Source organism: Streptomyces sp. NPDC049879, from assembly GCF_044461265.1.
Lineage (GTDB): Bacteria > Actinomycetota > Actinomycetes > Streptomycetales > Streptomycetaceae > Streptomyces.
In genome coordinates this window covers 62382-85037 of the sequence record NZ_JBITKT010000006.1, presented here as the reverse complement: position 1 = coordinate 85037, position 22656 = coordinate 62382, and the positions used below count along the sequence as shown (strand labels likewise).

Annotated in this window: 18 protein-coding genes; 11 read left to right on the top strand and 7 right to left on the bottom strand. The window is 74.6% G+C overall.

Annotation, left to right across the window (positions count from 1 at the left end; genetic code table 11):
* Window positions 1–37: 37 nt before the first annotated feature.
* Entirely contained in the window at window positions 38–490 is a 453-nt protein-coding gene (gene mce / locus ACIBPC_RS21080; RefSeq protein ID WP_398846668.1) for a methylmalonyl-CoA epimerase, read from the bottom strand.
* 137 nt (window positions 491–627) lie between these two features.
* Here mce and ACIBPC_RS21075 point away from each other — a divergent pair, with 137 nt between their 5' ends.
* The 5 genes from ACIBPC_RS21075 (at window position 628) to ACIBPC_RS21055 (ending at window position 9882) form a co-directional block, all read left to right on the top strand.
* Window positions 628–1848, top strand: a complete 1221-nt coding sequence (locus ACIBPC_RS21075) for an acetyl-CoA C-acetyltransferase (protein ID WP_362965407.1) — start codon at window positions 628–630, stop codon at window positions 1846–1848.
* The gene (gene meaB, locus ACIBPC_RS21070; RefSeq protein WP_398846666.1) at window positions 1845–2846 is read left to right on the top strand and encodes a methylmalonyl Co-A mutase-associated GTPase MeaB; all 1002 of its coding nucleotides are present in this window, start codon (window positions 1845–1847) and stop codon (window positions 2844–2846) included. Before ACIBPC_RS21075 ends, meaB begins: the two co-directional genes overlap by 4 nt.
* Before the next feature lie 153 nt (window positions 2847–2999).
* Window positions 3000–5024, top strand: coding sequence for a GTP-binding protein (locus ACIBPC_RS21065; protein ID WP_398846664.1), 2025 nt, complete (start codon window positions 3000–3002; stop codon window positions 5022–5024).
* Between the two features lie 1572 nt (window positions 5025–6596).
* Window positions 6597–7238, top strand: coding sequence for a helix-hairpin-helix domain-containing protein (locus ACIBPC_RS21060; protein WP_398846663.1), 642 nt, complete (start codon window positions 6597–6599; stop codon window positions 7236–7238).
* On the top strand, window positions 7225–9882 hold the full coding sequence (locus ACIBPC_RS21055; protein ID WP_398846662.1) for a ComEC/Rec2 family competence protein: 2658 nt from the start codon (window positions 7225–7227) through the stop codon (window positions 9880–9882). The genes ACIBPC_RS21060 and ACIBPC_RS21055 overlap by 14 nt, the downstream gene beginning before the upstream one ends.
* Window positions 9883–9934: 52 nt before the next feature.
* Here ACIBPC_RS21055 and ACIBPC_RS21050 read toward each other — a convergent pair whose 3' ends face one another.
* Window positions 9935–10417 carry a pyridoxamine 5'-phosphate oxidase family protein gene (locus ACIBPC_RS21050; RefSeq protein ID WP_398846660.1) on the bottom strand — a complete coding sequence of 161 codons (483 nt, stop codon included), beginning with the start codon at window positions 10415–10417 and terminating at the stop codon, window positions 9935–9937.
* A 93-nt stretch (window positions 10418–10510) separates the two neighbouring features.
* A complete protein-coding gene (locus tag ACIBPC_RS21045; protein WP_362965395.1) occupies window positions 10511–10756 on the bottom strand; it encodes a hypothetical protein in 246 nt (81 codons plus the stop codon).
* A gap of 97 nt (window positions 10757–10853) precedes the next feature.
* Between ACIBPC_RS21045 and holA the strand changes: the two genes are divergently transcribed.
* Entirely contained in the window at window positions 10854–11840 is a 987-nt protein-coding gene (gene holA / locus ACIBPC_RS21040) for a DNA polymerase III subunit delta (RefSeq protein WP_398846658.1), read from the top strand.
* Between the two features lie 215 nt (window positions 11841–12055).
* Here holA and rpsT read toward each other — a convergent pair whose 3' ends face one another.
* Entirely contained in the window at window positions 12056–12322 is a 267-nt protein-coding gene (rpsT, locus tag ACIBPC_RS21035) for a 30S ribosomal protein S20 (RefSeq protein ID WP_362965391.1), read from the bottom strand.
* Window positions 12323–12624: 302 nt separating this feature from the next.
* Here rpsT and lepA point away from each other — a divergent pair, with 302 nt between their 5' ends.
* Together lepA and ACIBPC_RS21025 are read left to right on the top strand one after the other, a co-directional pair.
* Window positions 12625–14484: a translation elongation factor 4 gene (gene lepA / locus ACIBPC_RS21030; protein WP_362965389.1), complete on the top strand. Its 1860-nt coding sequence runs from the start codon at window positions 12625–12627 to the stop codon at window positions 14482–14484.
* A gap of 103 nt (window positions 14485–14587) precedes the next feature.
* Window positions 14588–16465, top strand: a complete 1878-nt coding sequence (locus ACIBPC_RS21025; RefSeq protein ID WP_398846657.1) for an AMP-dependent synthetase/ligase — start codon at window positions 14588–14590, stop codon at window positions 16463–16465.
* Between the two features lie 27 nt (window positions 16466–16492).
* Here the strand turns inward: ACIBPC_RS21025 and hemW are convergent, their stop codons facing one another.
* Genes hemW through ACIBPC_RS21010 form a run of 3 tightly spaced genes read right to left on the bottom strand, consistent with a single transcriptional unit; the run spans window position 16493 to window position 19326 of the window.
* On the bottom strand, window positions 16493–17725 hold the full coding sequence (gene hemW, locus ACIBPC_RS21020) for a radical SAM family heme chaperone HemW (protein WP_398846655.1): 1233 nt from the start codon (window positions 17723–17725) through the stop codon (window positions 16493–16495).
* A 37-nt stretch (window positions 17726–17762) separates the two neighbouring features.
* Window positions 17763–18602: a DUF3097 domain-containing protein gene (locus ACIBPC_RS21015; RefSeq protein WP_398846653.1), complete on the bottom strand. Its 840-nt coding sequence runs from the start codon at window positions 18600–18602 to the stop codon at window positions 17763–17765.
* 25 nt (window positions 18603–18627) lie between these two features.
* Window positions 18628–19326: an MBL fold metallo-hydrolase gene (locus ACIBPC_RS21010; RefSeq protein WP_398846651.1), complete on the bottom strand. Its 699-nt coding sequence runs from the start codon at window positions 19324–19326 to the stop codon at window positions 18628–18630.
* Window positions 19327–19506: 180 nt separating this feature from the next.
* Between ACIBPC_RS21010 and hrcA the strand changes: the two genes are divergently transcribed.
* The 3 genes from hrcA to ACIBPC_RS20995 are packed head-to-tail and all read left to right on the top strand — an operon-like array spanning window position 19507 to window position 22400.
* A complete protein-coding gene (gene hrcA / locus ACIBPC_RS21005; protein WP_398846649.1) occupies window positions 19507–20523 on the top strand; it encodes a heat-inducible transcriptional repressor HrcA in 1017 nt (338 codons plus the stop codon).
* Window positions 20524–21657, top strand: coding sequence for a molecular chaperone DnaJ (gene dnaJ / locus ACIBPC_RS21000; protein WP_398846647.1), 1134 nt, complete (start codon window positions 20524–20526; stop codon window positions 21655–21657).
* Window positions 21654–22400: a 16S rRNA (uracil(1498)-N(3))-methyltransferase gene (locus ACIBPC_RS20995; protein ID WP_398846646.1), complete on the top strand. Its 747-nt coding sequence runs from the start codon at window positions 21654–21656 to the stop codon at window positions 22398–22400. The genes dnaJ and ACIBPC_RS20995 overlap by 4 nt, the downstream gene beginning before the upstream one ends.
* Window positions 22401–22656 lie beyond the last annotated feature (256 nt).

Sequence of the window (22656 nt, the reverse complement as noted above, 5' to 3'; positions counted from 1 at the left end):
CCCGGCTGGGCCACTCTACCGGCCGGGGCAGCCCGCGTCAGTGGCCTGAGCCCTCTCCCGCTGTTCCCGGCGGGGCGGCTGTGACGATCTCCGTGAGCACTCCGTGACAGTCCTTCGGGTGGAGGAACGTGATGCGCGACCCCATCGACCCGCGGCGCGGCTCGTCGTACAGCACGCGGACGCCCTTGCCGCGGATGGCCTCGGCGTCGCCGTCGACGTCGGCGGTGCCGAAGGCGATGTGGTGGACGCCCTCGCCGTGCCTGGCCAGCCACTTGCCTACGGGGGAGTCGGCGCGTACCGGCTCCAGGAGCTGGATGTACGAGGCGCCGCCGTCGTCGGTGCCGTTGATGCGGAGCATGGCCTCGCGCACGCCCTGCTCCTCGTTGACCTCGGTGTGCAGGACCTCGAAGCCGTACGTGGCGCGGTAGAACGCGGCGGTGGCGTCCAGGTCGTGGCAGGCGATCCCGATGTGATCGATGCGCGTCAACATCTCCCCAGTGCAGCGCTCTTGGCGCCGCGCCGCAACGTGCCGGGAGTCACATGTACGCCCGGATGACCGGCCGTGTCACGCTCTGTACATTGACGTGAACCGCCGTTCACTCCCTCAGATCCGCCGAGGAGCACCCCATGACCACCCACCAGGCAGGCACATCCGCCGGGCGCGCGACCTCCGTGATCGTCGCCGGGGCCCGTACGCCCATGGGCCGGCTGCTCGGCTCGCTGAAGCAGTTCTCGGGCGCGGAGCTGGGCGGCTTCGCGATCGCGGCCGCGCTGGAGCGGGCCGGGATCACCGGCGAGGACGTGGAGTACGTGATCATGGGGCAGGTGCTCCAGGCGGGTGCCGGGCAGATCCCGGCGCGCCAGGCCGCCGTGCGCGCCGGTGTCCCGATGCGCGTGCCGGCGCTCACTGTCAACAAGGTGTGCCTCTCGGGCCTCGACGCCATCGCCCTGGCGGACCAGCTGATCAGGGCGGGCGAGTTCGAGGTCGTCGTGGCGGGCGGCCAGGAGTCGATGACGAACGCCCCCCACCTGCTGCCGAAGTCCCGCGAGGGGCACAAGTACGGGGCCATGGAGCTGCTGGACTCGATGGCGCTCGACGGGCTGACCGACGCGTTCGACGAGGTGGCGATGGGCGAGTCCACCGAGCGGTACAACGGCCTCCTCGGCATCACGCGCGAGGAGCAGGACGCGGTGGCGGCCGCCTCGCACCGGCGGGCGGCGGAGGCGCGGAAGAACGGGGTCTTCGACGCCGAGATCGTGCCGGTGGCCGTGCCGCAGCGCAAGGGCGAGCCGGTCATGTTCACGCAGGACGAGGGCATCAGGCCGGACACGACGGAGGAGTCGCTGGCGCGGCTGCGGCCCGCGTTCAGCGCGGACGGGACGATCACGGCGGGCTCGTCGTCGCAGATCTCGGACGGGGCGGCGGCGGTCGTCGTCATGTCGCGGGCGCGCGCCGAGCGGCTCGGGCTGCCCTGGCTCGCCGAGATCGGCGCGCACGGCAACGTCGCGGGTCCCGACAACTCGCTCCAGTCCCAGCCGTCCAACGCGATCCGCGCGGCGCTCGCCCGCGAGGGCCTGACCGTGGACGACCTGGACCTCATCGAGATCAACGAGGCGTTCGCCGCCGTCGCCGTCCAGTCGATGCGCGACCTGGGCGTCGGCCTCGAAAAGGTGAACGTCAACGGGGGTGCGATCGCGCTCGGTCACCCGATCGGGATGTCCGGGGCGCGGCTGGCCCTCCACCTGGCGCACGAGCTGCGGCGGCGCGGCGGCGGCACCGGGGTCGCGGCGCTGTGCGGCGGCGGCGGCCAGGGCGACGCGCTGATCCTGCGCGCGCCCGGCGCGTGAGCGGGCTCGCGCGGGGTGCGGGCGTCGCGGAGCTGGTGACGAGGGCGCGCGACGGGCAGCCGCGCGCCGTCGCGCGGCTGATCACGCTCGTGGAGAACGAGGCTCCCGAGCTGCGCGAGGTCATGGCGCAGCTCGCCCCGCACACCGGGCACGCGTACGTGGTCGGTCTGACGGGCTCGCCCGGAGTCGGCAAGTCCACGACGACGTCGGCGCTGATCACCGCGTACCGGCGGGCGGGGCTGCGCGTCGGGGTGCTGGCGGTGGACCCGTCGTCGCCGTTCTCCGGCGGCGCGCTGCTGGGCGACCGGGTGCGGATGGGGGAGCACGTCACGGACCCGGGCGTCTACATCCGCTCGATGGCGACGCGCGGCCACCTGGGCGGGCTGGCCTGGGCCGCGCCGCAGGCGGTGCGCGTACTGGACGCGGCCGGGTGCGACGTCGTTCTCGTGGAGACGGTCGGGGTGGGGCAGTCCGAGGTGGACATCGCGTCCCAGGCGGACACGACGGTCGTGCTGCTCGCCCCCGGCATGGGCGACGGCGTGCAGGCGGCCAAGGCGGGAATCCTGGAGGTCGGGGACGTCTTCGTCGTCAACAAGGCCGACCGCGACGGCGCCGACGCCACAGTGCGCGAACTCCAGCACATGCTGGGCCTGGGCGCGCCCCGCGCCCCGGAGGACTGGCGGCCGTCCGTGGTGAAGACGGTCGCGGCGCGCGGCGAGGGCGTGGACGACGTGACGGCCGCCCTCGGCAGGCACCGCGACTGGCTGACCGCGCACGGCGCGCTCGCCGCCCGCCGCGCGCGCCGCGCCGCCCGGGAGATCGAGACGCTGGCCCTCACCGCCCTGCGCCGCCGGATGGCGGACCTGCGCGGCGACCACCGCCTCGCCGCCCTGGCGGAACGGGTCGCGGCGGGCGCGACCGACCCGTACGCGGCGGCGGACGAGCTGCTGGCCGGGCTGACGGGCCGGGCGGAGGGGGGCGCGCGGGGCGTGGATTAATCGCTCGCGGTACGCGGGAGGTGTGGGTAGGGTCCACGCCGTTCCACGTCCGGTGGACCGGTCGCGGTCCTCGCAGTCAGGAGAAAGAGATGCGCCGTCGCTTCGGAGCGGTCGAGCTGACGAATGCCCACCTCCTGACCCCCGAGGACATCTGTGACCTCCCCCTGTGCCCCGGCGCCGACCGCCGGGACCCTGAACATCGGCGTGCTCGCCCACGTCGACGCCGGTAAGACCAGCCTCACCGAACGGCTGCTGTTCGACCACGGCGCCGTCCCCGACCTCGGCAGCGTCGACGCCGGGAGCACCCGTACCGACTCCGGCGCCCTGGAACGCGAGCGCGGCATCACGATCCGCGCCGCCGTCGCCGCGTTCACCGCCCCCGGCGGGCGGCAGATCAACCTGGTGGACACCCCCGGCCACCCCGACTTCATCGCCGAGGTCGAACGCGCCCTGTCCGTCCTGGACGGCGCGGTGCTCGTGCTCTCCGCCGTCGAGGGCGTGCAGGCCCAGACACGCGTCCTGATGCGGACGCTGCGGCGGCTGCGGCTCCCGACGCTGGTCTTCGTCAACAAGATCGACCGCATGGGCGCCCGGTACGACGGGCTGCTCGCCGACGTACGGCGGACGCTCGCGCCGTGCGTCGTACCCCTGACGGGCGCGGCGGACCAGGGCACGCCCCGGGCGCGCGCCGTCGCGCTGCCGCTCGGCGAGGGCGCGGCGGAGACGCTCGCCGAGAACGACGAGGGGCTGCTCGCGGCGCTCGTGGAGGGGCGCACGCCGTCCGAGGCGCGCCTGCGGACACTGCTTGCCCGGCAGACGGCGGCCGGGCTCGCATACCCGCTGTACTGCGGGTCCGCGCTCACGGGTGAGGGCGCCGCGGAACTGGTCGCGGGGATCGGCGCGTTCGTGCCCCCTGGCGGGGGCGACGCGTCGGGGGAGGCGCGCGGCACGGTCTTCGCCGTCGAGCGGTCGGACGGCGGGGGGCGGGCGACGGGCCGGAAGGTGGCGTACCTGCGGCTCTTCGCGGGTGAGGTGCGCGACCGGCAGCGGTTGACGTTCCGGCGGCGTGACCCGGACGGCACGACCGGCGGCTTCAGCGGGCGGGTCACGGGACTCGACGTCGTCGCCGCGCCGGGGCGCGACGCCGGGCGGCGGCTGCTCGCGGGCGGCATCGCGCGGGTGCGCGGGCTGGCGGACGTACGGGTGGGGGACCGGCTCGGCGAGCCGGGGGACGCCGGTGGCGGCGGCTCGCACTTCGCGCCGCCAGGCCTGGAGACGGCGGTCCGCAGCGAGGAGACGGACGGGGAGGGCCGCCTGTGGGCGGCACTGTCCGCGCTGGCGGACGAGGACCCGCTGATCCAGGTACGGCGCGCGGGGGACGGGGCGATGTCGCTGCTGCTGTACGGGGCGGTGCAGCGTGAGGTCGTCGAGGCACGGCTGCTGCTGGACTTCGGGATCGACGCGGTCTTCGAGGAACCGCGCCCGGTGTACGTGGAGCGGCCGGTGGGTGCGGGGGAGGCACTGTCGGAGATGCGGCGGACGGAGGGGAACGAGTTCTGGGCGACGGTGGGTCTGCGCGTGGAGCCGGGGCCGTATGGGTCGGGCGTGCGGTACGTGCACGATGTGGAGACCGGGTACATGCCGCGTGCGTTCCACCGTGCGGTGGAGGAGACGGCGGTGCAGGCGCTCCGGCAGGGGATGCACGGGTGGGCGGTGACCGACTGCGTGCTCACGGTCCACCGCGTGGGGCAGCACTCGCCGAACACGACGGCGGCCGACTTCCGCAAGGTGACGCCGATGGTGGTGCTGCGTGCGCTGGAGGAGGCGGGAACGCGGGTCTTCGAGCCGTGCCAGGCCGTCGAGTTGGAGGTGCCCGAGGACACGGTGGGGGACGTCGTCGGGCTGCTCGCGGGGCTCGGCGCGGCGGTGGGCGGGTCGGAGCCGCGCGGCGGGACGTGGACCGTGGAGGCGGAACTGCCGCTGGGGCCGCTGCAACGGCTGGTCGCGGCGCTGCCGGGGCTCACCAGGGGCGAGGGCGCGCTGTGGACACGGCCGGGGACCGACCGCCCCGTGCGGGGGGTGCCGCCCCGGCGGGCGCGGACGGACGGCAACCCGCTCGACCCGGTCGAGTACCTGCGCTTCCTGGCGGACCGCAGCCTGCCGACCGGGACGGCATGACGGGGCACACCGGGACCGGCGACGACGGCGGCTCGGTGCGCTCGGCTGCGTCGCAGCGGGGATCCTGAACGGCACCTGCGCAATGTCCGTTGCGGTTTCCTCGGCCGCCGCGCTCGGCCGTTGTCTTGCCGGGCCGGAAGTCGTCTTCCGGATCGTCCCGGGACGGAGCTGCCGGTTGAGGGCACCCCCAGGTCCCCTTGGCCTGGGGGGAACCTCGCCGTGTTGCCCCGCCTGGGACGCACCGCGTTCTCCAACGCGGTCCAATTCGAACGGGATCCGTGAGGACGTGACCCAGGCCGTGGACGACGGCCAGATCACCGGGCTTGAACGGCCCCTCGCGGCATCGTCCCTGTCGGCTTGAACGCCGTAGGTGCGGGCACGGTGACCCTCGCGAAGGCTCGACTGGGCGTTCTTCGGCCCGGTCGCTGTCCTGCTTCGGGCCTGGTCGGAGCGCGCCGTCCGCGGTGCCGCCGGAAGGTCCGGCCGGGCCATGGCTCCGGCGCTGGCTGGTAACTCGTCTCCGCCGCATGCCGGTTGAGCGGCCCGCCCGCTGGGTCTGCACGGTCGTCGCGGTGGTGACGCGCCGGGCGGTGCCCCGGCTCGCCGCCCGCCCAAGTCCGAGTTGGCGCACGGCCGTCGGGTGACACCCGCGCGGATCCCGCACGACTGCCGTGCTTCGCCACTGTCGGCACCTCGCCCGGCTTCATTGGCAGACGGGGAGACGGGGCGCGGCCATGGCGCAGTTGCTGGGCTGAGTGGCCCGTCCTGCAGGCCCGACTGCCACGCGGTCGGCGTGGCCAGGGGCCTCGCCGTCACCCGCCGGAGTGGCCGAGTTATCCACAACGCGTGAGTTGTCCCCAGATTCGAGGGGGCCGCTGGTCACGGTGAGTGATCGATGGAAGCGTCTGCGGCATGAACGCACGCCTACAGCACAGGGGAACGCGGCCTCGGCGGACCATCGCAGGGCGCCGGAGCGCCGGGCCGGGACCAGGGCGGGGCCACCGCCCCGCGCTGGAACGGGCCACGGCCCTGTCCGCCGTCAATGGGACTGCCGCCGCCCACGGGACGGCAGTCGGCCGCGTTCCGCCCGAAGCCGGTCCCGTTACCCGCACCGGTCCGCCTCCGGGTGGGCACGGCGAGATGCAGGGGCAGCGCGACTCGGCCGCCGAGCGGGAACGGGACGAGCGCCCGCCGCCCTCGCCGTCCCTCCGCTGGACAGGCGGGCGGCCTACGGGAGTTGCGCCATCCGTGGCCGCTGGGCATGCCCCTCTCCGCTGGACAGGCGGACGGGCACAGGAATCCGCCGCCGCCTCCACCCCGCAGACGGGTGCGGACACATCGGAGACGCCGGGGCGACCGCCCGACCGTGCCCCGAGGACTGCTCGCCGGACGAACGGGCGAGCGCGGGGAGTTGATCCGCCGGACTCCACGCCCGCCCCGGTTCCGGGCGGCGCGGCGACCGGCGGTCCTGGCCCCGAGCGGCCGCGACGCGAGGAGGCCGCACCGCCCGCGCGGCACGGGGGCGGTGGGGCGACCGGGCGGCTGGCCACCTGGCTGGTGGCGCGCTGCGGGATGGAGGCGCGTACGCTCGCGGCGCTGTGCGTCGTGCTGGTGGCAGCCGTGGCGTTCGCCTGGTACCACTTCGTCGCCGGACGCCCCGAGGCCGTGACGGTCACGGACGACCAGGGCACCGCGCCCCCTTCGGCCTCCGCAGCAGCCTCCGCCGCACCGACCGCCGAGCCTTCCCCAGGCAGCGACGGGCAGGACCAGGCCGCGCCCGGCGCGGCAGCCGGGGCGGTGGTGGTCGATGTCGCGGGCGCGGTGGCCGATCCCGGGATCTACACCCTGCCCGCCGGGTCACGGGTGGCGGACGCCCTCGACGCCGCCGGGGGCAGCGATCCCGGTACGGACACCGACGGGCTCAACAGGGCCCGCCTCCTCCTCGACGGCGAACAGATCCTCGTCGGCGCCACGGCACCCGCCCCGGCGCCAGGAGCCGGGACACCGACCGGCGTCCCCGCCGCTCCTGTCAGCCTCAACTCGGCGACTCCCGACCAGTTGCAGGACCTCCCCGGCATCGGACCGGTCCTCGCCGAGCGCATCGTGGCCCACCGGCAGCAGCACGGAGGCTTCACCTCCGTCGAGCAGCTCGGCGACGTCTCCGGGATCGGGGAACGCCGCCTGGCGGAACTGAGGGACCGTGTCACCCTCTGACCGCGCAGCCGCCCGGTCCCGGGACACCCGGCATCCCGTCCACGCCACGGCGCGGCACCGGCTCGGCGCCGCCCACCCCTACCAGGAACTCCCCACGGACCTGCGGCTCGTGGCCCCCGCCACCGCCGCGTGGGCGGCCGCCGCCTTCGCCCTCGGACTTCCCGGCCGCACCGCCGGGCTGTGCGCGCTCGGCTGCTGCCTGGCCGCCGGTGCCGCCCTGGGGCTCACCCGGGACACCCCGCGCCGCCGACCCCTGTGGCGGCTGCCGCTCGCGGGGGCGCTGTGGACCGTCGCCGTCCCCGCGTTCGGCGCTCCCGCCGTCCCCACCGCCGTGGCCCTCGGCATCTGCTGCCTCCCGCGACTCCCGGCGCCCGCCCGCCCCGCCCAGCGACCGACCGCCAGGGCCAGGACCCTGGCCGCCACGGCGGCCACCTCCCTCCTCTGCGCGGCGGCGGCGCTGGCGGCCACCGGCCTGCACACGGCCGGACTCCACCACGGCCTCTGGGAGAAGGCGGCAGGGAGCCGGGTCACCGTGGCGGTGACACTGACCGACGACCCCCGGCAGGCAAGGGCCCGCCCCGACCGTCCTGGCGCACCACGCCCCGTCCTCGTCACCGCCGACGTGCACCACCTCACGTACGCCGACCACGAGTTCGACCTCCACGCGCCCGTCATGCTCGTCGTGACCGCCGAACGCGCCGACGACTGGCTCGCCCTCCGGCCCGGCACCGGGCTGCGGCTCGACGCGGAGCCCGCCCCGCCGCTCCCCGGCCGTCGCGGCGACCTGGCGGCCGTCCTGCGCGCGGACGCGGACGGCCCGCCCCAGGACGTCACCGCTCCCGGCCCGGCCCAACGCCTCGCCGACCGGCTGCGCGACGGACTGCGCGACGCCTCCGCCGGGCTCCCCGGCGATGCCGGGGCGCTGCTGCCCGCCCTGGTCACCGGCGACGACTCCCGCGTCCCCGACGACCTGGCGGACGCCGTCCGGGCCACGGGGATGACCCACCTGGTCGTCGCGTCGGGCAGCCAGGTCGCGATCGTCCTCGGCGTCCTGCTCGGCAGCCTCACCGCCGCCGCCCGCGCCGAACGCGGCGGCCTCGCCGCCCGGCTCGGCATCCCGCTGCGCGTCACGGCCGTCCTCGGCGGCGGACTCGTCACCGGCCTCGTCCTCATCTGCCGCCCCGACCCCAGCGTGCTGCGCGCCGCCGCCTGCGCGGGGATCACCCTCCTCGCCCTCGCCACCGGACGGCACCGCTCGCTGCTGCCCGCCCTCGCGGCCGCCGTGCTGCTGCTCCTGCTCCACGACCCCACGCTCAGCCGGTCGTTCGGCTTCCTGCTCTCCGTCCTCGCCACCGGCGCGCTCCTCGTGCTCGCCCCCGGCTGGGCGTCCGCCTGGACCCGGCGCGGGATGCCGCGCCCGCCCGCCGAAGCGCTCGCGGCGGCCTGCGCGGCCCACCTGGTGTGCGCACCGGTCGTCACCGTCTTCGCGGCGGGCACCAGCCTGGTCGCCATCCCCTGCAACCTCCTCGCCCACCTCGCGGTGACACCGGTGGCCGTCCTCGGCTGGGCCGCCCTCGCGACCGCCCCGGTCGCGCCGCCGGCCGCCGAGGTCTTCGCCTGGCTGGCGGGCTGGCCCGCGCGGTGGATCGCCACCGTCGCCCGCACCGGCGCCGCCCTCCCCGGAGCCGAACTCGACTGGCCCGGCGGCTGGGCGGGCGCCGCGCTCCTCGCGGGCGTCTCCGCCGCCGTCGTCGTCCTCGTCCGCCGCCTCCCGCGCAGCCCCTGGCCCGTCGTGGGATGCGTCCTGCTGCTCCTCCTGGCCGTCCTGCGGCCCGCGCCCCTCGGCCGGTACCTCACCGGCTGGCCGCCGCCGGGCTGGCGGATGGTGGCCTGCGACGTCGGGCAGGGCGACGCCCTGGTCCTGGCGGCCGGGCCGGGCAGCGCCGTGGTCGTCGACACCGGCCCCGACCCGGCGGCGATCGACCGCTGCCTGCGCGACCTCGGCGTACGGCACGTACCGCTGCTGGTGATCAGCCACTTCCACGCCGACCACGCGTCCGGCCTGCCGGGCGTGCTGCGCGGCCGCCGTGTCGACGCCCTCCACACCTCGTCCGCGCGCGACGGCTCCGACCAGGCCGCCCGCGTCCTGCGGCTCGCGGCCGGGGCGGGCGTCCCGGTGGAGACCGCCGTGCCGGGCGAACGGAAGCGGATCGGCGACGGGTTGAGCTGGGAGGTCCTGTGGCCGCCGGCCGACGCCACCGCCGAGGGCCTCGGCGCCAACGACGCGAGCGTCACCCTCCTCGTCCGCACCGGCGGCCTCACCGCCCTGCTCCCCGGCGACCTCGAACCCCTCGCCCAGGAACGGCTGCTGGCCGCCCACCCCGGCCTGCCGCGCGCCGACGTCCTCAAGGTCGCGCACCACGGCTCCGCGCACCAGCACGACCCGCTCCTCGAACGGCTCCGCCCCCGCATCGCCCTCGTCTCCTGCGGCGAGGACAACGGCTACGGGCACCCGGCGCCCCGCACCCTCGACCGCCTCGCTGACCTCGGCACGGTCACGCTCAGGACCGACCTCCACGGCGATCTCGCCGTCACGACCGGCTCCGAGGGCCCGGTCGCCGTCGCACGGGAGGCCGCGCCATGACCCCGCTCACCACTCTTCCGCCGTGCCTGGCGCGCCGCGCGCGGAGGACCGGTCAGACCAGCCAGGCGCCGTCGCGCATCAGATGGCGCCCGGCCAGCTCGTTCACCTCACGCCACGCCGTCACGGTCACCGGCCGGAACCGGAGGAACGTGTACGCCGCATCCGACCGCACGTCCCAGCGCAGCTTCGCGACGAACGCCTCGCCCTCCGCCTCCCCGAGCGCCTCCACCGGCACGGCCTCCACCTCCGCCTCGATCAGCACGACATCCCGCGTGTGCCCCAGCGAGACATACGCCCTGCCGGTCGCCCGGGCGTTGCGCGCGGTCGGGTTGGTCGTCCGCGTCACCATCAGCAGGTACCCGTCGTGCCAGACGAACGACAGCGGCGTCAGGTACGGCAGTCCGTCCGCCCCCGCCGTGGACACCCACGCGTCCACGTCCTGTTCGAGGCGGCGAAGGGTGTCCTCCTTGCGCCGCGCGCTCTCCCGGGCCGGTGCCTTCTTGCTTCCCGTGGTGCTACTGGTCGTGTCTCCCATGGTCGCCGACCGTAACGGGCTGTGGCGGGCGGCACATCGGGCGAGCGGCGTAGGGCGCTGGTCCCGGGCGCGGGCGCGGGGGCGGCCGTGGGGTCAGTCGCGCTCCAGCCAGCCCTCGTGCGCCTCGGCGAGCGCCGCGAGCGCCTCCTCGTCGTACCCCCCGCCGGGGTCCTCGACGACGACGAGCCACTGCGCGTCCTCCGCGTCGTCCTCCCCGGCCAGGGCGTCGCGCAGCGGGCGCGGTTCCTCCGCGAGACCCAGCAGCTCGGCCACCTCGGAGGCCGCCTCCTCCGCCGCGTCGCGGTCGGGCAGCACCAGTACGTGTCGTCCATCGCTCACCGGACCATTCTCCGCCGGACCCAGGGGGCCGCCGCGGGCCGGTCCGGCGGTCGCGCCCGGGGCGGCACTGTCCGAGGCGCGTGCCATGCTGGGGCGCATGCCAGCCAGAGCCTCCCGCGCCGACGACCCGCTCGCCCCCCTCACCCTCGCCGTCGGCCAGGAGGACCTGCTGCTCGACCGGGCCGTCCAGGAGGTCGTGGCCGCCGCACGGGCCGCCGATCCCGACACGGACGTCAGGGACCTGGAACCGGGCGCGCTCCAGCCGGGGACGCTGGACGAACTGACCAGCCCCTCGCTGTTCGCCGAGCGGAAGGTCGTCGTGGTCCGGCAGGCCCAGGACCTGTCGGCCGACACGGTCAAGGACGTCAAGGCGTACCTCGCGGCGCCCGTCGAGGAGATCACCCTCGTCCTGCTGCACGCGGGCGGGGCCAAGGGCAAGGGGCTGCTCGACGCGGCGCGCAAGGCGGGTGCCCGTGAGGTGGCCTGTCCCAAGATGACCAAACCGGCCGACCGTCTGGCGTTCGTGCGCGGGGAGTTCAGGGCGGCGGGCAGCAGCGCGACCCCGGGCGCCTGCCAGGCGCTCGTGGACGCCATCGGCAGCGACCTGCGCGAACTGGCCTCGGCCTGTGCGCAGCTGGCCTCCGACGTCGAGGGCGCCGTGGACGAGGCCGTCGTCGGCCGCTACTACACGGGCCGTGCCGAGGCGTCCAGCTTCACCGTCGCCGACCGCGCCGTCGAGGGCCGCGCCGCCGAAGCGCTCGAAGCGCTGCGCTGGGCGCTGTCCACCGGCGTCGCGCCCGTGCTCGTCACCAGCGCGCTCGCCCAGGGCGTCCGCTCCATCGGCAGGCTGGCCTCCGCGCCGCCCGGCATGCGCCCGGCCGACCTCGCGCGCGAACTCGGTATGCCGCCGTGGAAGATCGACCGCGTGCGGCAGCAGCTGCGCGGCTGGTCGGCGGACGGCGTCGCCACCGCGCTGACCGCCGTCGCCGAGGCCGACGCCGCCGTCAAGGGCGGCGGGTACGACCCCGGGTACGCGCTGGAGAAGGCCGTCGTCACCATCGCCCGCGCCGCACGCGCACGCTGACCGCGCCCGATCGGAGGCAACACGAAGGCCCCGGTCCCGCCCGGTGAAGGGGGGACCGGGGCCTCCGGCATGTCAGGGGGGTCACCCGGTGGCCGCTCGCAGCACCGCACCAGCGTGGCGAACGTTGGGATCAGCGCGGCGCACGGCGCGCACCGGACGGGAGCGGAGAGAGGGGCCGCTGGGTCCTGGCCGGTGGCGCGGAGCGGGTACCGGTGTCAGCCCTGGAGCGCGTTGACCTGGAGGGCCAGCGCCGACTTCTTGTTGGCGGCGTTGTTGCGGTGCAGCACGCCCTTGCTGACGGCCTTGTCGAGCTTGCGGGCGGCGACCTTGCGCGCGGCCTCGGCCTGCTCGTAGTCACCGGCGGCGACGGCCTCGCGGGCGCGCCGGACGGCCGTCTTGACCTCGGACTTCACGGCCTGGTTGCGCAGCCGCGCCTTCTCGTTGGTCTTGATCCGCTTGATCTGGGACTTGATGTTCGCCACGAAATTGAGCCTTTGCAGGTTCGGATCGGCGCGGCCGGGGGCCGGCGCGCACCGGTGGGTGTCACGGTTGGGGGTCCTGCTCCCGGTGATGCCGCGTGTGCCGCGAGCGGGCGCCGTCCTGCCGGACGTCCCACCGTGGCGTGTGCGCGGGGTCACCGTGTGCACGCGGCCGGGGACCGGCGCGCGGGCACGGACCGCCAGCCTACCAGCGGCCCTCACAGGCTCCGAATCCGTACCAGCGGCGGACGCGTGGGAGCATGGGGACATCCATTCTTCCCCAGCCATGACCGACAGGACCCCGCGTGCCCGCGATCACTTCGAACGCGCCGGAGCCCAGCCGTACCGACCCGGCTCTGATCCGTAACTTCTGCATCATCGCGCACATCGACCACGGCAAGTCCACGCTCGCCGACCGGATGCTCCAGCTCACCGGGATCGTCGACCAGCGCCAGATGCGCGCGCAGTACCTCGACCGCATGGACATCGAGCGTGAGCGCGGCATCACGATCAAGTCGCAGGCGGTCCGCATGCCCTGGCAGTCGGACGGCGCGGCGCACGTGCTGAACATGATCGACACCCCGGGGCACGTGGACTTCACCTACGAGGTGTCCCGCTCCCTCGCCGCCTGCGAGGGCTGCGTCCTGCTGGTGGACGCCGCGCAGGGCATCGAGGCCCAGACCCTCGCCAACCTCTACCTGGCGATGGAGAACGACCTCACGATCATCCCGGTCCTCAACAAGATCGACCTGCCCGCCGCCCAGCCCGACAAGTTCGCCGCCGAACTGGCGCACCTGATCGGCTGCGACCCCGGCGACGTCCTGCGCGTCTCCGCCAAGACCGGCGAGGGCGTCGAGGCGCTCCTCGACGAGGTCGTCCGCCTGGTCCCCGCCCCCGTCGGGAACCCGGACGCCCCCGCCCGCGCGATGATCTTCGACTCGGTCTACGACGCGTACCGCGGTGTCGTCACGTACGTGAAGGTCGTCGACGGCGCGCTCGCCAGGCGCGAGCGCATCCAGATGATGTCCTCGGGCGCCACCCACGAGCTGCTGGAGATCGGCGTCAGCTCGCCCGAGATGACCCCCGCCGACGGCCTCGCGGTCGGCGAGGTCGGCTACCTGATCACCGGCGTGAAGGACGTGCGCCAGTCCAAGGTCGGCGACACGATCACCCAGCAGCGCGGCGGCGCGACCGAGGCGCTCGGCGGCTACAAGGACCCGCGCCCCATGGTGTTCTCGGGCCTGTACCCGATCGACGGCTCGGACTACCCGAACCTCCGCGACGCCCTGGAGAAGCTCCAGCTCAACGACGCCGCGCTCGTCTACGAGCCCGAGACGTCGGCCGCCCTCGGCTTCGGCTTCCGCGTCGGCTTCCTCGGCCTGCTGCACCTGGAGGTCATCAGGGAGCGCCTGGAGCGCGAGTTCAACCTCGACCTGATCGCCACCGCGCCCAACGTGGTCTACCAGGTGGTCATGGAGGACGGCAGCGAGCACACGGTCACCAACCCCAGCGAATACCCGAACGGGAAGATCGCCGAGGTCAGCGAACCCGTCGTGCGCGCCACCCTGATCGCCCCGAGCGACTACATCGGCGCGATCATGGAGCTGTGCCAGAACCGCCGCGGCGTCATGCAGGGCATGGACTACCTGTCCGAGGACCGCGTCGAACTGCGCTACACCCTGCCGCTCGCCGAGATCGTCTTCGACTTCTTCGACGCCCTGAAGTCCAAGACCCGCGGCTACGCCTCCCTCGACTACGAGCCGACCGGCGAACAGGCCGCCGCCCTCGTCAAGGTGGACATCCTCCTCCACGGCGACAAGGTCGACGCCTTCTCCGCCATCGTCCACAAGGACAAGGCCTACGCGTACGGTGTCAGGATGGCCGGGAAGCTGCGCGAGCTGATCCCCAGGCAGCAGTTCGAGGTCCCGATCCAGGCGGCGATCGGCTCCCGCGTGATCGCCCGCGAGACGGTGCGCGCGATGCGCAAGGACGTCCTGTCCAAGTGCTACGGCGGCGACATCTCCCGCAAGCGCAAGCTCCTGGAGAAGCAGAAGGAAGGCAAGAAGCGCATGAAGATGGTGGGGCGCGTCGAGGTGCCGCAGGAGGCCTTCATCGCCGCCCTGTCGTCGGATTCCGACGGCGGTGAGGGGAAGAACAAGAAATGACCCCCCTTACGCACGGGGGCCGTGGCCTCTAGTCTGAGCGCCACCCGAAAGTTACCCATTAGTCACCCCCGTTGCAGCGCCGCACCCGGAGGAAGAGGAAGTCGTGACCGACAGGCAGCTTCAGCTGACCCAGAACCGCCCGCCGTCCGTGGCGCATCTCTTCCTGGAGCGCGTGGCCGCCACCCCGGACCGCGAGGCCCTCCGCTACCCGGTGCCCACCGCGGGCGGCGGTCCCGACGGCTGGGCCGGCTACACCTGGGCCGAGACGGCCACCCGCGTCTTCGCCATCGCCGCCGGCCTGATGGACCTGGGCGTACGCCCCCAGGAGCGCGTCGCCATCGCCTCCGCCACGCGCGTGGACTGGATGCTCGCCGACCTCGGCATCATGTGCGCGGGCGCCGCCACGACCACGGTCTACGCGCAGACCAACGCGGAGGAGACGGCGTACATCCTCGCCGACTCCGGCAGCCGGGTGCTGATCGCCGAGGACGCCGCGCAGCTCGCCAAGGCCAGGGAGCGCCGGGCCGAGCTGCCGGACCTCGCGCACGTCGTCGTCATCGAGGCGGACGACGCCGTCCCCGCCGAGGGCGACCCGGAGGGCTGGGTCCTCTCCCTCGCCGACCTGGCGGAACGCGGCGCCGCCTACCTGGAGCGCAAGCCGGACGCCGTCAAGGACACCGTCTCGGCCCTGCGCCCCGACCACCTGGCGACGCTGATCTACACCTCGGGCACCACCGGCCGCCCCAAGGGCGTGCGGCTCAGCCAGGACACGTGGTCGTACATGGGCCACACCATCGAGGCCATCGACCTGCTGCGCGCCGACGACATCCACTACCTGTGGCTGCCGCTGGCCCACGTCTTCGGCAAGGTGCTGCTGTCCGCGCACGTCAAGGTCGGGCACGTGATGGTCGTCGACGGCCGGGTGGACGAGATCATCACGAACCTGCCCGCCGTCCGCCCGACGGTGATGTGCGGTGTGCCGCGGATCTACGAGAAGGTCTACAACGGCGTGGCCATGCGCGCCCGCGCCGGCGGCGGCGCCAAAGGCCGCATCTTCGACTGGGCCGCGGCGACCGCCAAGGAGTTCTCCCGCGTCTCGCAGGACAACTTCCGCCGCACGGGCCGCGCCGCCGTGCCCGCCCGGCTGCGCGCCAAGCACGCCCTCGCCGACCGGCTGGTCTACGCGAAGCTGCGCGAGGCGTTCGGCGGCCGGATGCGGGCCTGTGTGTCCGGCTCGGCCGCGCTGACCCCCGAGATCGGCCACTTCTTCAACGGCGCGGGCATCCCCGTCCTGGAGGGCTACGGCCTCACCGAGACCGCCGCCGCCAGCTTCCTGAACCCGCTGGCCGCCAACCGCGTCGGCACCGTCGGCAAGCCGTTCCCCGGCCTGGAGGCGCGCATCGCCGACGACGGCGAGCTGCTCGTACGCGGCCCCGGCGTGATGCTGGGCTACCACGAGCTGCCCGAGCAGACGGCCGAGGTGCTGGACGCCGACGGCTGGTTCCACACCGGCGACATCGGCGAGCTGTCCGACGACGGCTACCTGCGGATCACCGACCGCAAGAAGGACCTCTTCAAGACCTCGGGCGGCAAGTACGTCGCGCCCAGCGAGATCGAGGGCCGCTTCAAGGCGGTCTGCCCCTATGTGTCGGCCATGATGGTCGTCGGCCAGGGCAGGAAGTTCTGCTCCGCCCTGATCGCGCTGGACGAGGTGTCGCTGCTCGCCTGGGCGAAGGACAACGGCGTGCCGGGCGACTACGCGCAGATCGTCGCCGACGAGCGCACCCAGGCCCTGGTGGACGGCTACATCCAGGAGCTGAACGCGGGGCTCCAGCGCTGGCAGACGATCAAGCGCTTCCGGCTGCTGCCGCGCGAGCTGGACGTCGAGCACGGCGACCTGACGCCCAGCCTCAAGCTGAAGCGCCCGGTGGTGGAGCGCGAGTTCCACGGCCTGGTCGAGGACATGTACCCGAAGGACTGACCCGCTTCCCGGTCCCTTTCAGGCGCTTCAGTCCACAAGATCCCGCGTCACCGCGTCGGCCAGCAGACGGCCGCGCAGCGTCAGCGCGGCCCGGCCGTCCTCGTACGCGCCGGGCCGCAGCAGCCCCGACCGCAGGGCCTCCCGCGCGGCGGCGCGCCCGGCGGGGGCGAGGACGTCCAGGGGCACCCCGTCGCGCAGCCGCAGCTCCAGCAGCACGCGCTCCACCCGCCGGTCCTCGTCCGACAGCAGCTCGCGCCCGGCGCCGGGGGAGCGGCCGGAGGCGAGGGCCTGCGCGTACGCGCCGGGGTGCTTCACGTTCCACCAGCGCACGCCCCCGACGTGGCTGTGCGCCCCGGGGCCCGCGCCCCACCAGTCGGCGCCGGTCCAGTACAGCTCGTTGTGGCGGCAGCGGTCGGCGGGGGAGGCGGCCCAGTTCGAGATCTCGTACCACTCCATGCCCGCCGCCGTCAGCGTCTCCTCGGCGATGAGGTAGCGGTCGGCGTGCACGTCGTCGTCGGTCATCGGCACCTCGCCGCGCCGCACGCGCTGCGCGAGCCTGGTGCCGTCCTCGACGATCAGCGAGTACGCCGAGATGTGGTCGGGCCCGGCGGCGAGCGCCGCGTCCAGGGAGGCGCGCCAGTCGTCGTCCGTCTCGCCCGGGGTGCCGTAGATCAGGTCGAGGCTGACGTGCGCGAAGCCCGCCGCGCGCGCCTCGGCGACCCGCCGCTCGGGACTGCCCGGCGTGTGCGTGCGCTCCAGCACGGCCAGGACGTGCGGCCGCGCGCTCTGCATGCCGAACGAGACGCGCGTGAACCCGGCCTCCCGCAGCGCGGCGAGCGACGCGGGGTCCACCGAGTCGGGGTTCGCCTCCGTCGTCACCTCGGCGTCCGCCGCGAGCCCGAACTCGTCGCGCACCGCCGCCAGCATCCGGCCGAGGTCCCCCGGCGGCAGCAGCGTCGGCGTCCCGCCGCCGACGAAGACCGTGGACACCTCGCGCGGGTCGTCCCCCAGGACCTTGCGCGCCAGCCTGACCTCCTCGGCGAGGACGTCCGCGTAGTTCTCGCGCGACGCCAGGGCGCCGCCGGAGCCGCGCAGCTCGGAGGCCGTGTAGGTGTTGAAGTCGCAGTAGCCGCAGCGCGTCGCGCAGTACGGGACGTGCAGGTAGAACGCCAGGGGGCGGTCCGCGGCGCCGGCCGTCGCCGACGCGGGGAGCGCGCCGTCCTCGGGGACCGGCTCGCCGTCGGGGAGGGTGGAGGGCATGGGACCGATTGTCCCTCAGCGCCCGCGCCCGCCGCGTTCAGCCGTTGGGGCCACCAACGGTCACGTGGTCGATGAGGTGCTCGACGGGCCCGAGCAGCGCCGGTTCGAGGTCGCGGAAGCTGTGGACACCGCCGAGGATCCGCTGCCAGGCCGCGCCCGTGTTCTCCGGCCAGCCGAGCGCGCGGCACACGCCCGTCTTCCAGTCCTGCCCGCGCGGCACGTCCGGCCAGGCCGCGATGCCGACCGACGCGGGCTTCACCGCCGCCCACACGTCGATGAACGGGTGCCCCACCACCAGCACGTGCTCACCGCTCACGGACGCGGCGATCCGCGACTCCTTCGAGCCGGGCACCAGGTGGTCCACCAGCACGCCGAGCCGCGCGTCCGGGCCTGGCCCGAACTCCTCGACCACCTCGGGCAGCCCGTCCACCCCCTCCAGGTACTCCACGACCACGCCCTCGATCCGCAGGTCGTCGCCCCAGACCTTCTCGACCAGCTCCGCGTCGTGCCGCCCCTCCACGTAGATCCGCCCGGCGCGGGCTACGCGGGCGCGCGCCCCCGGCACCGCCAGCGAGCCGGAGGCCGTCCGCGCCGGCCCGGCCGGGGCGGCGGGGCGCCGTACGGGCCGGGTCAGCGTCACGGCGCGCCCGTCGATCAGGAAGCCGCGCGGCTCCAGCGGGAAGACCCGCAGCGCCCCGAAACGGTCCTCCAGCGTGACGGTGTCGCCCTGCGCCGTGCGCTCGCAGCGCACGACCGCGCCGCAGAAGCCGGTCGCGGCCTCCTCGACCACGAGACCGTGGTCCGCCGGGACCTCGGGGACGGGCGTGCGCCGCTTCCACGGCGGCGTCAGGTCGGGACCGTACTGTCGGCTGCGCATGGCCCCATTCGACCACGCGGGCCCCTCACGCCGGCCCGGCTCCGCCGAAGCGCGCACGCAGCGCGTCCCGCTGGGCCCGCACGAAGTCCGCGTCCACCAGCGCGCCGTGCCCTGGCACGTACACCGCCTCGGGCCCGCCGAGATCCAGCAGCCGGTCGAGGGCGCCGGGCCAGCGTTCAGGCCGCGCGTCGGGGCCCGCCTGGGGCTCGCCCGACTCCTCGACCAGGTCGCCGCAGAACACCACGGGGACCGGCCCGTGGACGACCACGGCGATGTCGTGCGACGAGTGCGCCGCGCCCAGGTCCACGAGCAGGGCGCGCCGCCCGCCGCCGAGGTCGAGCGTCACATCGGTGCCGTCCATGATCCGCCAGCGCACCCCGGACAGCAGCTCCTCGCCGTGCGCCGCGTCCTCGGGCGCCAGCCCCTGCCGCACGCCGTCCCGCGCGTTCTCCGCGGCGTCGTGCCGCGGCCCGTAGGCCTCCGCCTCCGGAAACGCGCCCGCTCCCAGCAGGTGGTCGAAGTGCGGGTGCGTGACCACCAGCCGCGTCACGGGGCGGCCGAGCAGCGCCTCCGCCTCCCGCCCGGCGTCCGCGGCGGCGCCGGGCGTGGGCCCCGTGTCCACGAGGAGCAGGCCGTCGTCACCCGCGATCGCGCCGATCGTCTCGTCCCAGCCGGACAGACGACGGCGGATCACGCCGTCCGTCACCTCTTCCCAAGTGCTCATGGACCTGGGACGTTAGCCTGAGCCAACGACAACGAGCCACCCGCACCCGGTCCCCGCCGACAACCGGCACACCGGTCGCGATTCCCTGGGCGTGCTACCCGGCCGTACACTGGTCCAGGGATTGGCACTCGGTGACGTCGAGTGCCAAGGGCGGCGACGGCCGGACGGGAGGTGCGCGGCATGCTCAGTGAACGCAGGCTTGAGGTGCTCAGGGCCATCGTCCAGGACTACGTGGGCACCGAGGAGCCGGTCGGTTCCAAGGCCCTCACGGAGCGGCACAACCTCCAGGTCTCCCCGGCCACCGTGCGCAACGACATGGCGGCCCTGGAGGAGGAGGGGTACATCGCCCAGCCCCACACCAGCGCGGGGCGCGTGCCCACCGACAAGGGCTACCGGCTGTTCGTCGACAAGCTCGCCGACGTGAAGCCGCTGTCCGTGGCCGAGCGCCGGGCGATCCAGAACTTCCTCGACGGCGCCGTGGACCTCGACGACGTCGTCGGCCGCACGGTGCGGCTGCTCGCGCAGCTGACGCGGCAGGTCGCCGTCGTGCAGTACCCCTCGCTCAGCCGCTCCACGGTGCGGCACGTCGAGCTGCTGTCGCTGGCGCCCGCGCGGCTGATGCTGGTGCTGATCACCGACACCGGCCGGGTGGAGCAGCGGCTGATCGACTGCCCGGCGCCGTTCGGGGAGACCTCGCTCGCGGACCTGCGCGCCCGGCTGAACAGCCGGATCGCGGGGCAGCGGTTCCCCGACATGCCGCGGCTGGTGGCGGATCTGCCGGACTCCTTCGACAAGGAGGAGCGCGGCACGGTCTCGACCGTCCTGTCGTCCCTCCTGGAGACGCTGGTCGAGGAGACCGAGGAGCGGCTCGTGATCGGCGGGACCGCCAATCTCACGCGCTTCGGACAGGACTTCACGCTGACGATCAGGCCCGTGCTGGAGGCGCTGGAGGAGCACGTCGTCCTCCTGCGGCTGCTCGGGGAGGCGAAGGACTCGGGGATGACCGTGCGCATCGGTCACGAGAACGCCCACGAGGGCCTGACCTCCACCTCGGTCGTCTCGGTCGGCTACGGTTCTGGGGACGAGGCGGTGGCCAAGCTCGGCGTGGTCGGACCGACCCGCATGGACTACCCGGGAACGATGGGAGCGGTGCGCGCAGTGGCACGGTACGTCGGACAGATCCTCGCGGAGAACTAAGTGGCGACGGACTACTACGCGATCCTCGGCGTGCAGCGGGACGCCTCGCAGGAAGAGATCAAGAAGGCCTTCCGCAGGCTCGCCCGCGAACTGCATCCGGACGTCAATCCGGACCCGAAGACGCAGGAGCGGTTCAAGGAGGTCAACACCGCGTACGAGGTGCTCTCCGACCCGCAGAAGAAGCAGATGTACGACCTCGGCGGCGACCCGCTGGGGAGCGCCGCCTCGGCGGGCGCGGGCTTCGGCGGCGCGGGCTTCGGGAACTTCTCGGACATCATGGACGCCTTCTTCGGCACCGCGTCGCAGCGCGGCCCGAAGTCGCGGACGCGGCGCGGCCAGGACGCCATGATCCGGCTGGAGATCGACCTCAACGAGGCGGCCTTCGGCACGACCAAGGAGATCCAGGTCGACACGGCCACCGTCTGCAACACGTGCAACGGCGAGGGCGCGGCCCCCGGCACGTCGGCGCAGACGTGCGACATGTGCCGCGGCCGGGGCGAGGTGTCGCAGGTGACGCGGTCGTTCCTCGGCCAGGTCATGACGTCGCGGCCCTGCCCGCAGTGCCAGGGCTTCGGGACCGTGGTGCCGACGCCGTGCCCCGAGTGCGCGGGCGACGGCCGGGTGCGGACCCGCAGGACGCTGACGGTGAAGATCCCCGCCGGTGTCGACAACGGCACGCGCATCCAGCTCGCGGGCGAGGGCGAGGTGGGTCCCGGCGGCGGCCCCGCCGGTGACCTGTACGTCGAGATCCGCGAGACGCCGCACGCGGTCTTCCAGCGGCGCGGCGACGACCTGCACTGCACGGTGACCGTGCCGATGACGGCGGCGGCGCTGGGCACGAAGGTGCCGCTGGAGACGCTGGACGGCATGGAGGAGGTCGACATCAGGCCGGGCACGCAGTCCGGCCAGTCGATCCCGCTGCACGCCCGCGGCATCACGCACCTGCGCAGCAGCGGGCGGGGCGACCTCGTGGTGCACGTCGAGGTGCAGACGCCCGGCAAGCTCGACGCGGAGCAGGAGGAGCTGCTGCGGCGCCTGGCGAAGCTGCGGGGCGAGGAGCGGCCCATGGGGCAGTTCCAGCCGGGGCAGCAGGGGCTGTTCTCCCGCCTGAAGGACGCGTTCAACGGGCGATGAGCACGGCTCCTGTCTTCCTGGTCGAGTCGCTCGACGCGGCGGCCGTGGGCCGGACGCTGGTGCTCGACGGCCCCGAGGGGCGGCACGCCGTCTCGGTGCGGCGGCTGCGGCCGGGCGAGGACGTCGTGCTGACGGACGGCCGGGGCACGGGCGCGTCCGGCACGGTGGCGTCGGTCGAGGGCCGCGACCGCCTTGAGGTGACGGTCGGCGGCCTCAGGACCGAGGCGCCGCCCCGGCCGGAGGTGACGGTGGTCCAGGCGCTGCCCAAGGGCGACCGGGGCGAACTGGCCGTGGAGACCATGACCGAGACGGGCGTGGACCGCGTCGTGCCGTGGGCGGCGGCCCGCTGCGTCACCCAGTGGCGGGGCGAGCGGGGCGCGAAGTCCCTCGCCAAGTGGCGTGCCACCGCCCGCGAGGCGGGCAAGCAGGCGCGGCGCCTGCGCTTCCCCGAGGTGACCGAGGCGGTGACGACGCGGGGCGCCGCGGAGCTGCTGGCCGGGGCCGCGTTCGCCGCCGTCCTGCACGAGAGCGGCACCGAGCCGCTGGCGACCGCGCCGCTGCCCGTGGAGGGGCCGATCGTCCTGGTCGTGGGCCCCGAGGGCGGGGTCACGCCGGACGAACTGGCCGCCTTCGCCGAGGCGGGCGCGAAGCCGTACCGGCTCGGCCCCACGGTCCTGCGCACCTCCACGGCGGGCACGGCCGCCCTGGCCCTGCTCCTCGGCCGCACCGGCCGCTGGTCCTGACGCCCGTCCGCCCGGCTCCCTCCGCGAGCGCCGCGCGCCGATGAACGCGCCTCCTGGGCACACTTTTCCAGGGTCCGCGCGCCCTGAGGCCCACGGCGGGAAGGCATGGCGCTCCGGCCGCCCCGCGCCCCCCCGCCCAAGCGCACTCGCGCGGCGCGTGCGGGCCCTGCCTTCCCCGGCCTGTCCCCGACCGACCGTCCGGCCGTGACGGTCGGTGGGTCTGTCATGCCCGTGGAGCCGGAGGGCCCCTGGACCG

What these genes read in the sequence shown, in the direction of transcription:
- mce (WP_398846668.1), bottom strand. Translation starts at nt 490, where the DNA reads ATGTTGACGCGCATCGATCACATCGGGATCGCCTGCCACGACCTGGAC.
- ACIBPC_RS21060 (WP_398846663.1), top strand. Translation starts at nt 6,597, where the DNA reads ATGGAGGCGCGTACGCTCGCGGCGCTGTGCGTCGTGCTGGTGGCAGCC.
- ACIBPC_RS21050 (WP_398846660.1), bottom strand. Translation starts at nt 10,417, where the DNA reads ATGGGAGACACGACCAGTAGCACCACGGGAAGCAAGAAGGCACCGGCC.
- ACIBPC_RS21075 (WP_362965407.1), top strand. Translation starts at nt 628, where the DNA reads ATGACCACCCACCAGGCAGGCACATCCGCCGGGCGCGCGACCTCCGTG.
- ACIBPC_RS21015 (WP_398846653.1), bottom strand. Translation starts at nt 18,602, where the DNA reads ATGCGCAGCCGACAGTACGGTCCCGACCTGACGCCGCCGTGGAAGCGG.
- hemW (WP_398846655.1), bottom strand. Translation starts at nt 17,725, where the DNA reads ATGCCCTCCACCCTCCCCGACGGCGAGCCGGTCCCCGAGGACGGCGCG.
- ACIBPC_RS21010 (WP_398846651.1), bottom strand. Translation starts at nt 19,326, where the DNA reads ATGAGCACTTGGGAAGAGGTGACGGACGGCGTGATCCGCCGTCGTCTG.
- ACIBPC_RS20995 (WP_398846646.1), top strand. Translation starts at nt 21,654, where the DNA reads ATGAGCACGGCTCCTGTCTTCCTGGTCGAGTCGCTCGACGCGGCGGCC.
- holA (WP_398846658.1), top strand. Translation starts at nt 10,854, where the DNA reads ATGCCAGCCAGAGCCTCCCGCGCCGACGACCCGCTCGCCCCCCTCACC.
- hrcA (WP_398846649.1), top strand. Translation starts at nt 19,507, where the DNA reads ATGCTCAGTGAACGCAGGCTTGAGGTGCTCAGGGCCATCGTCCAGGAC.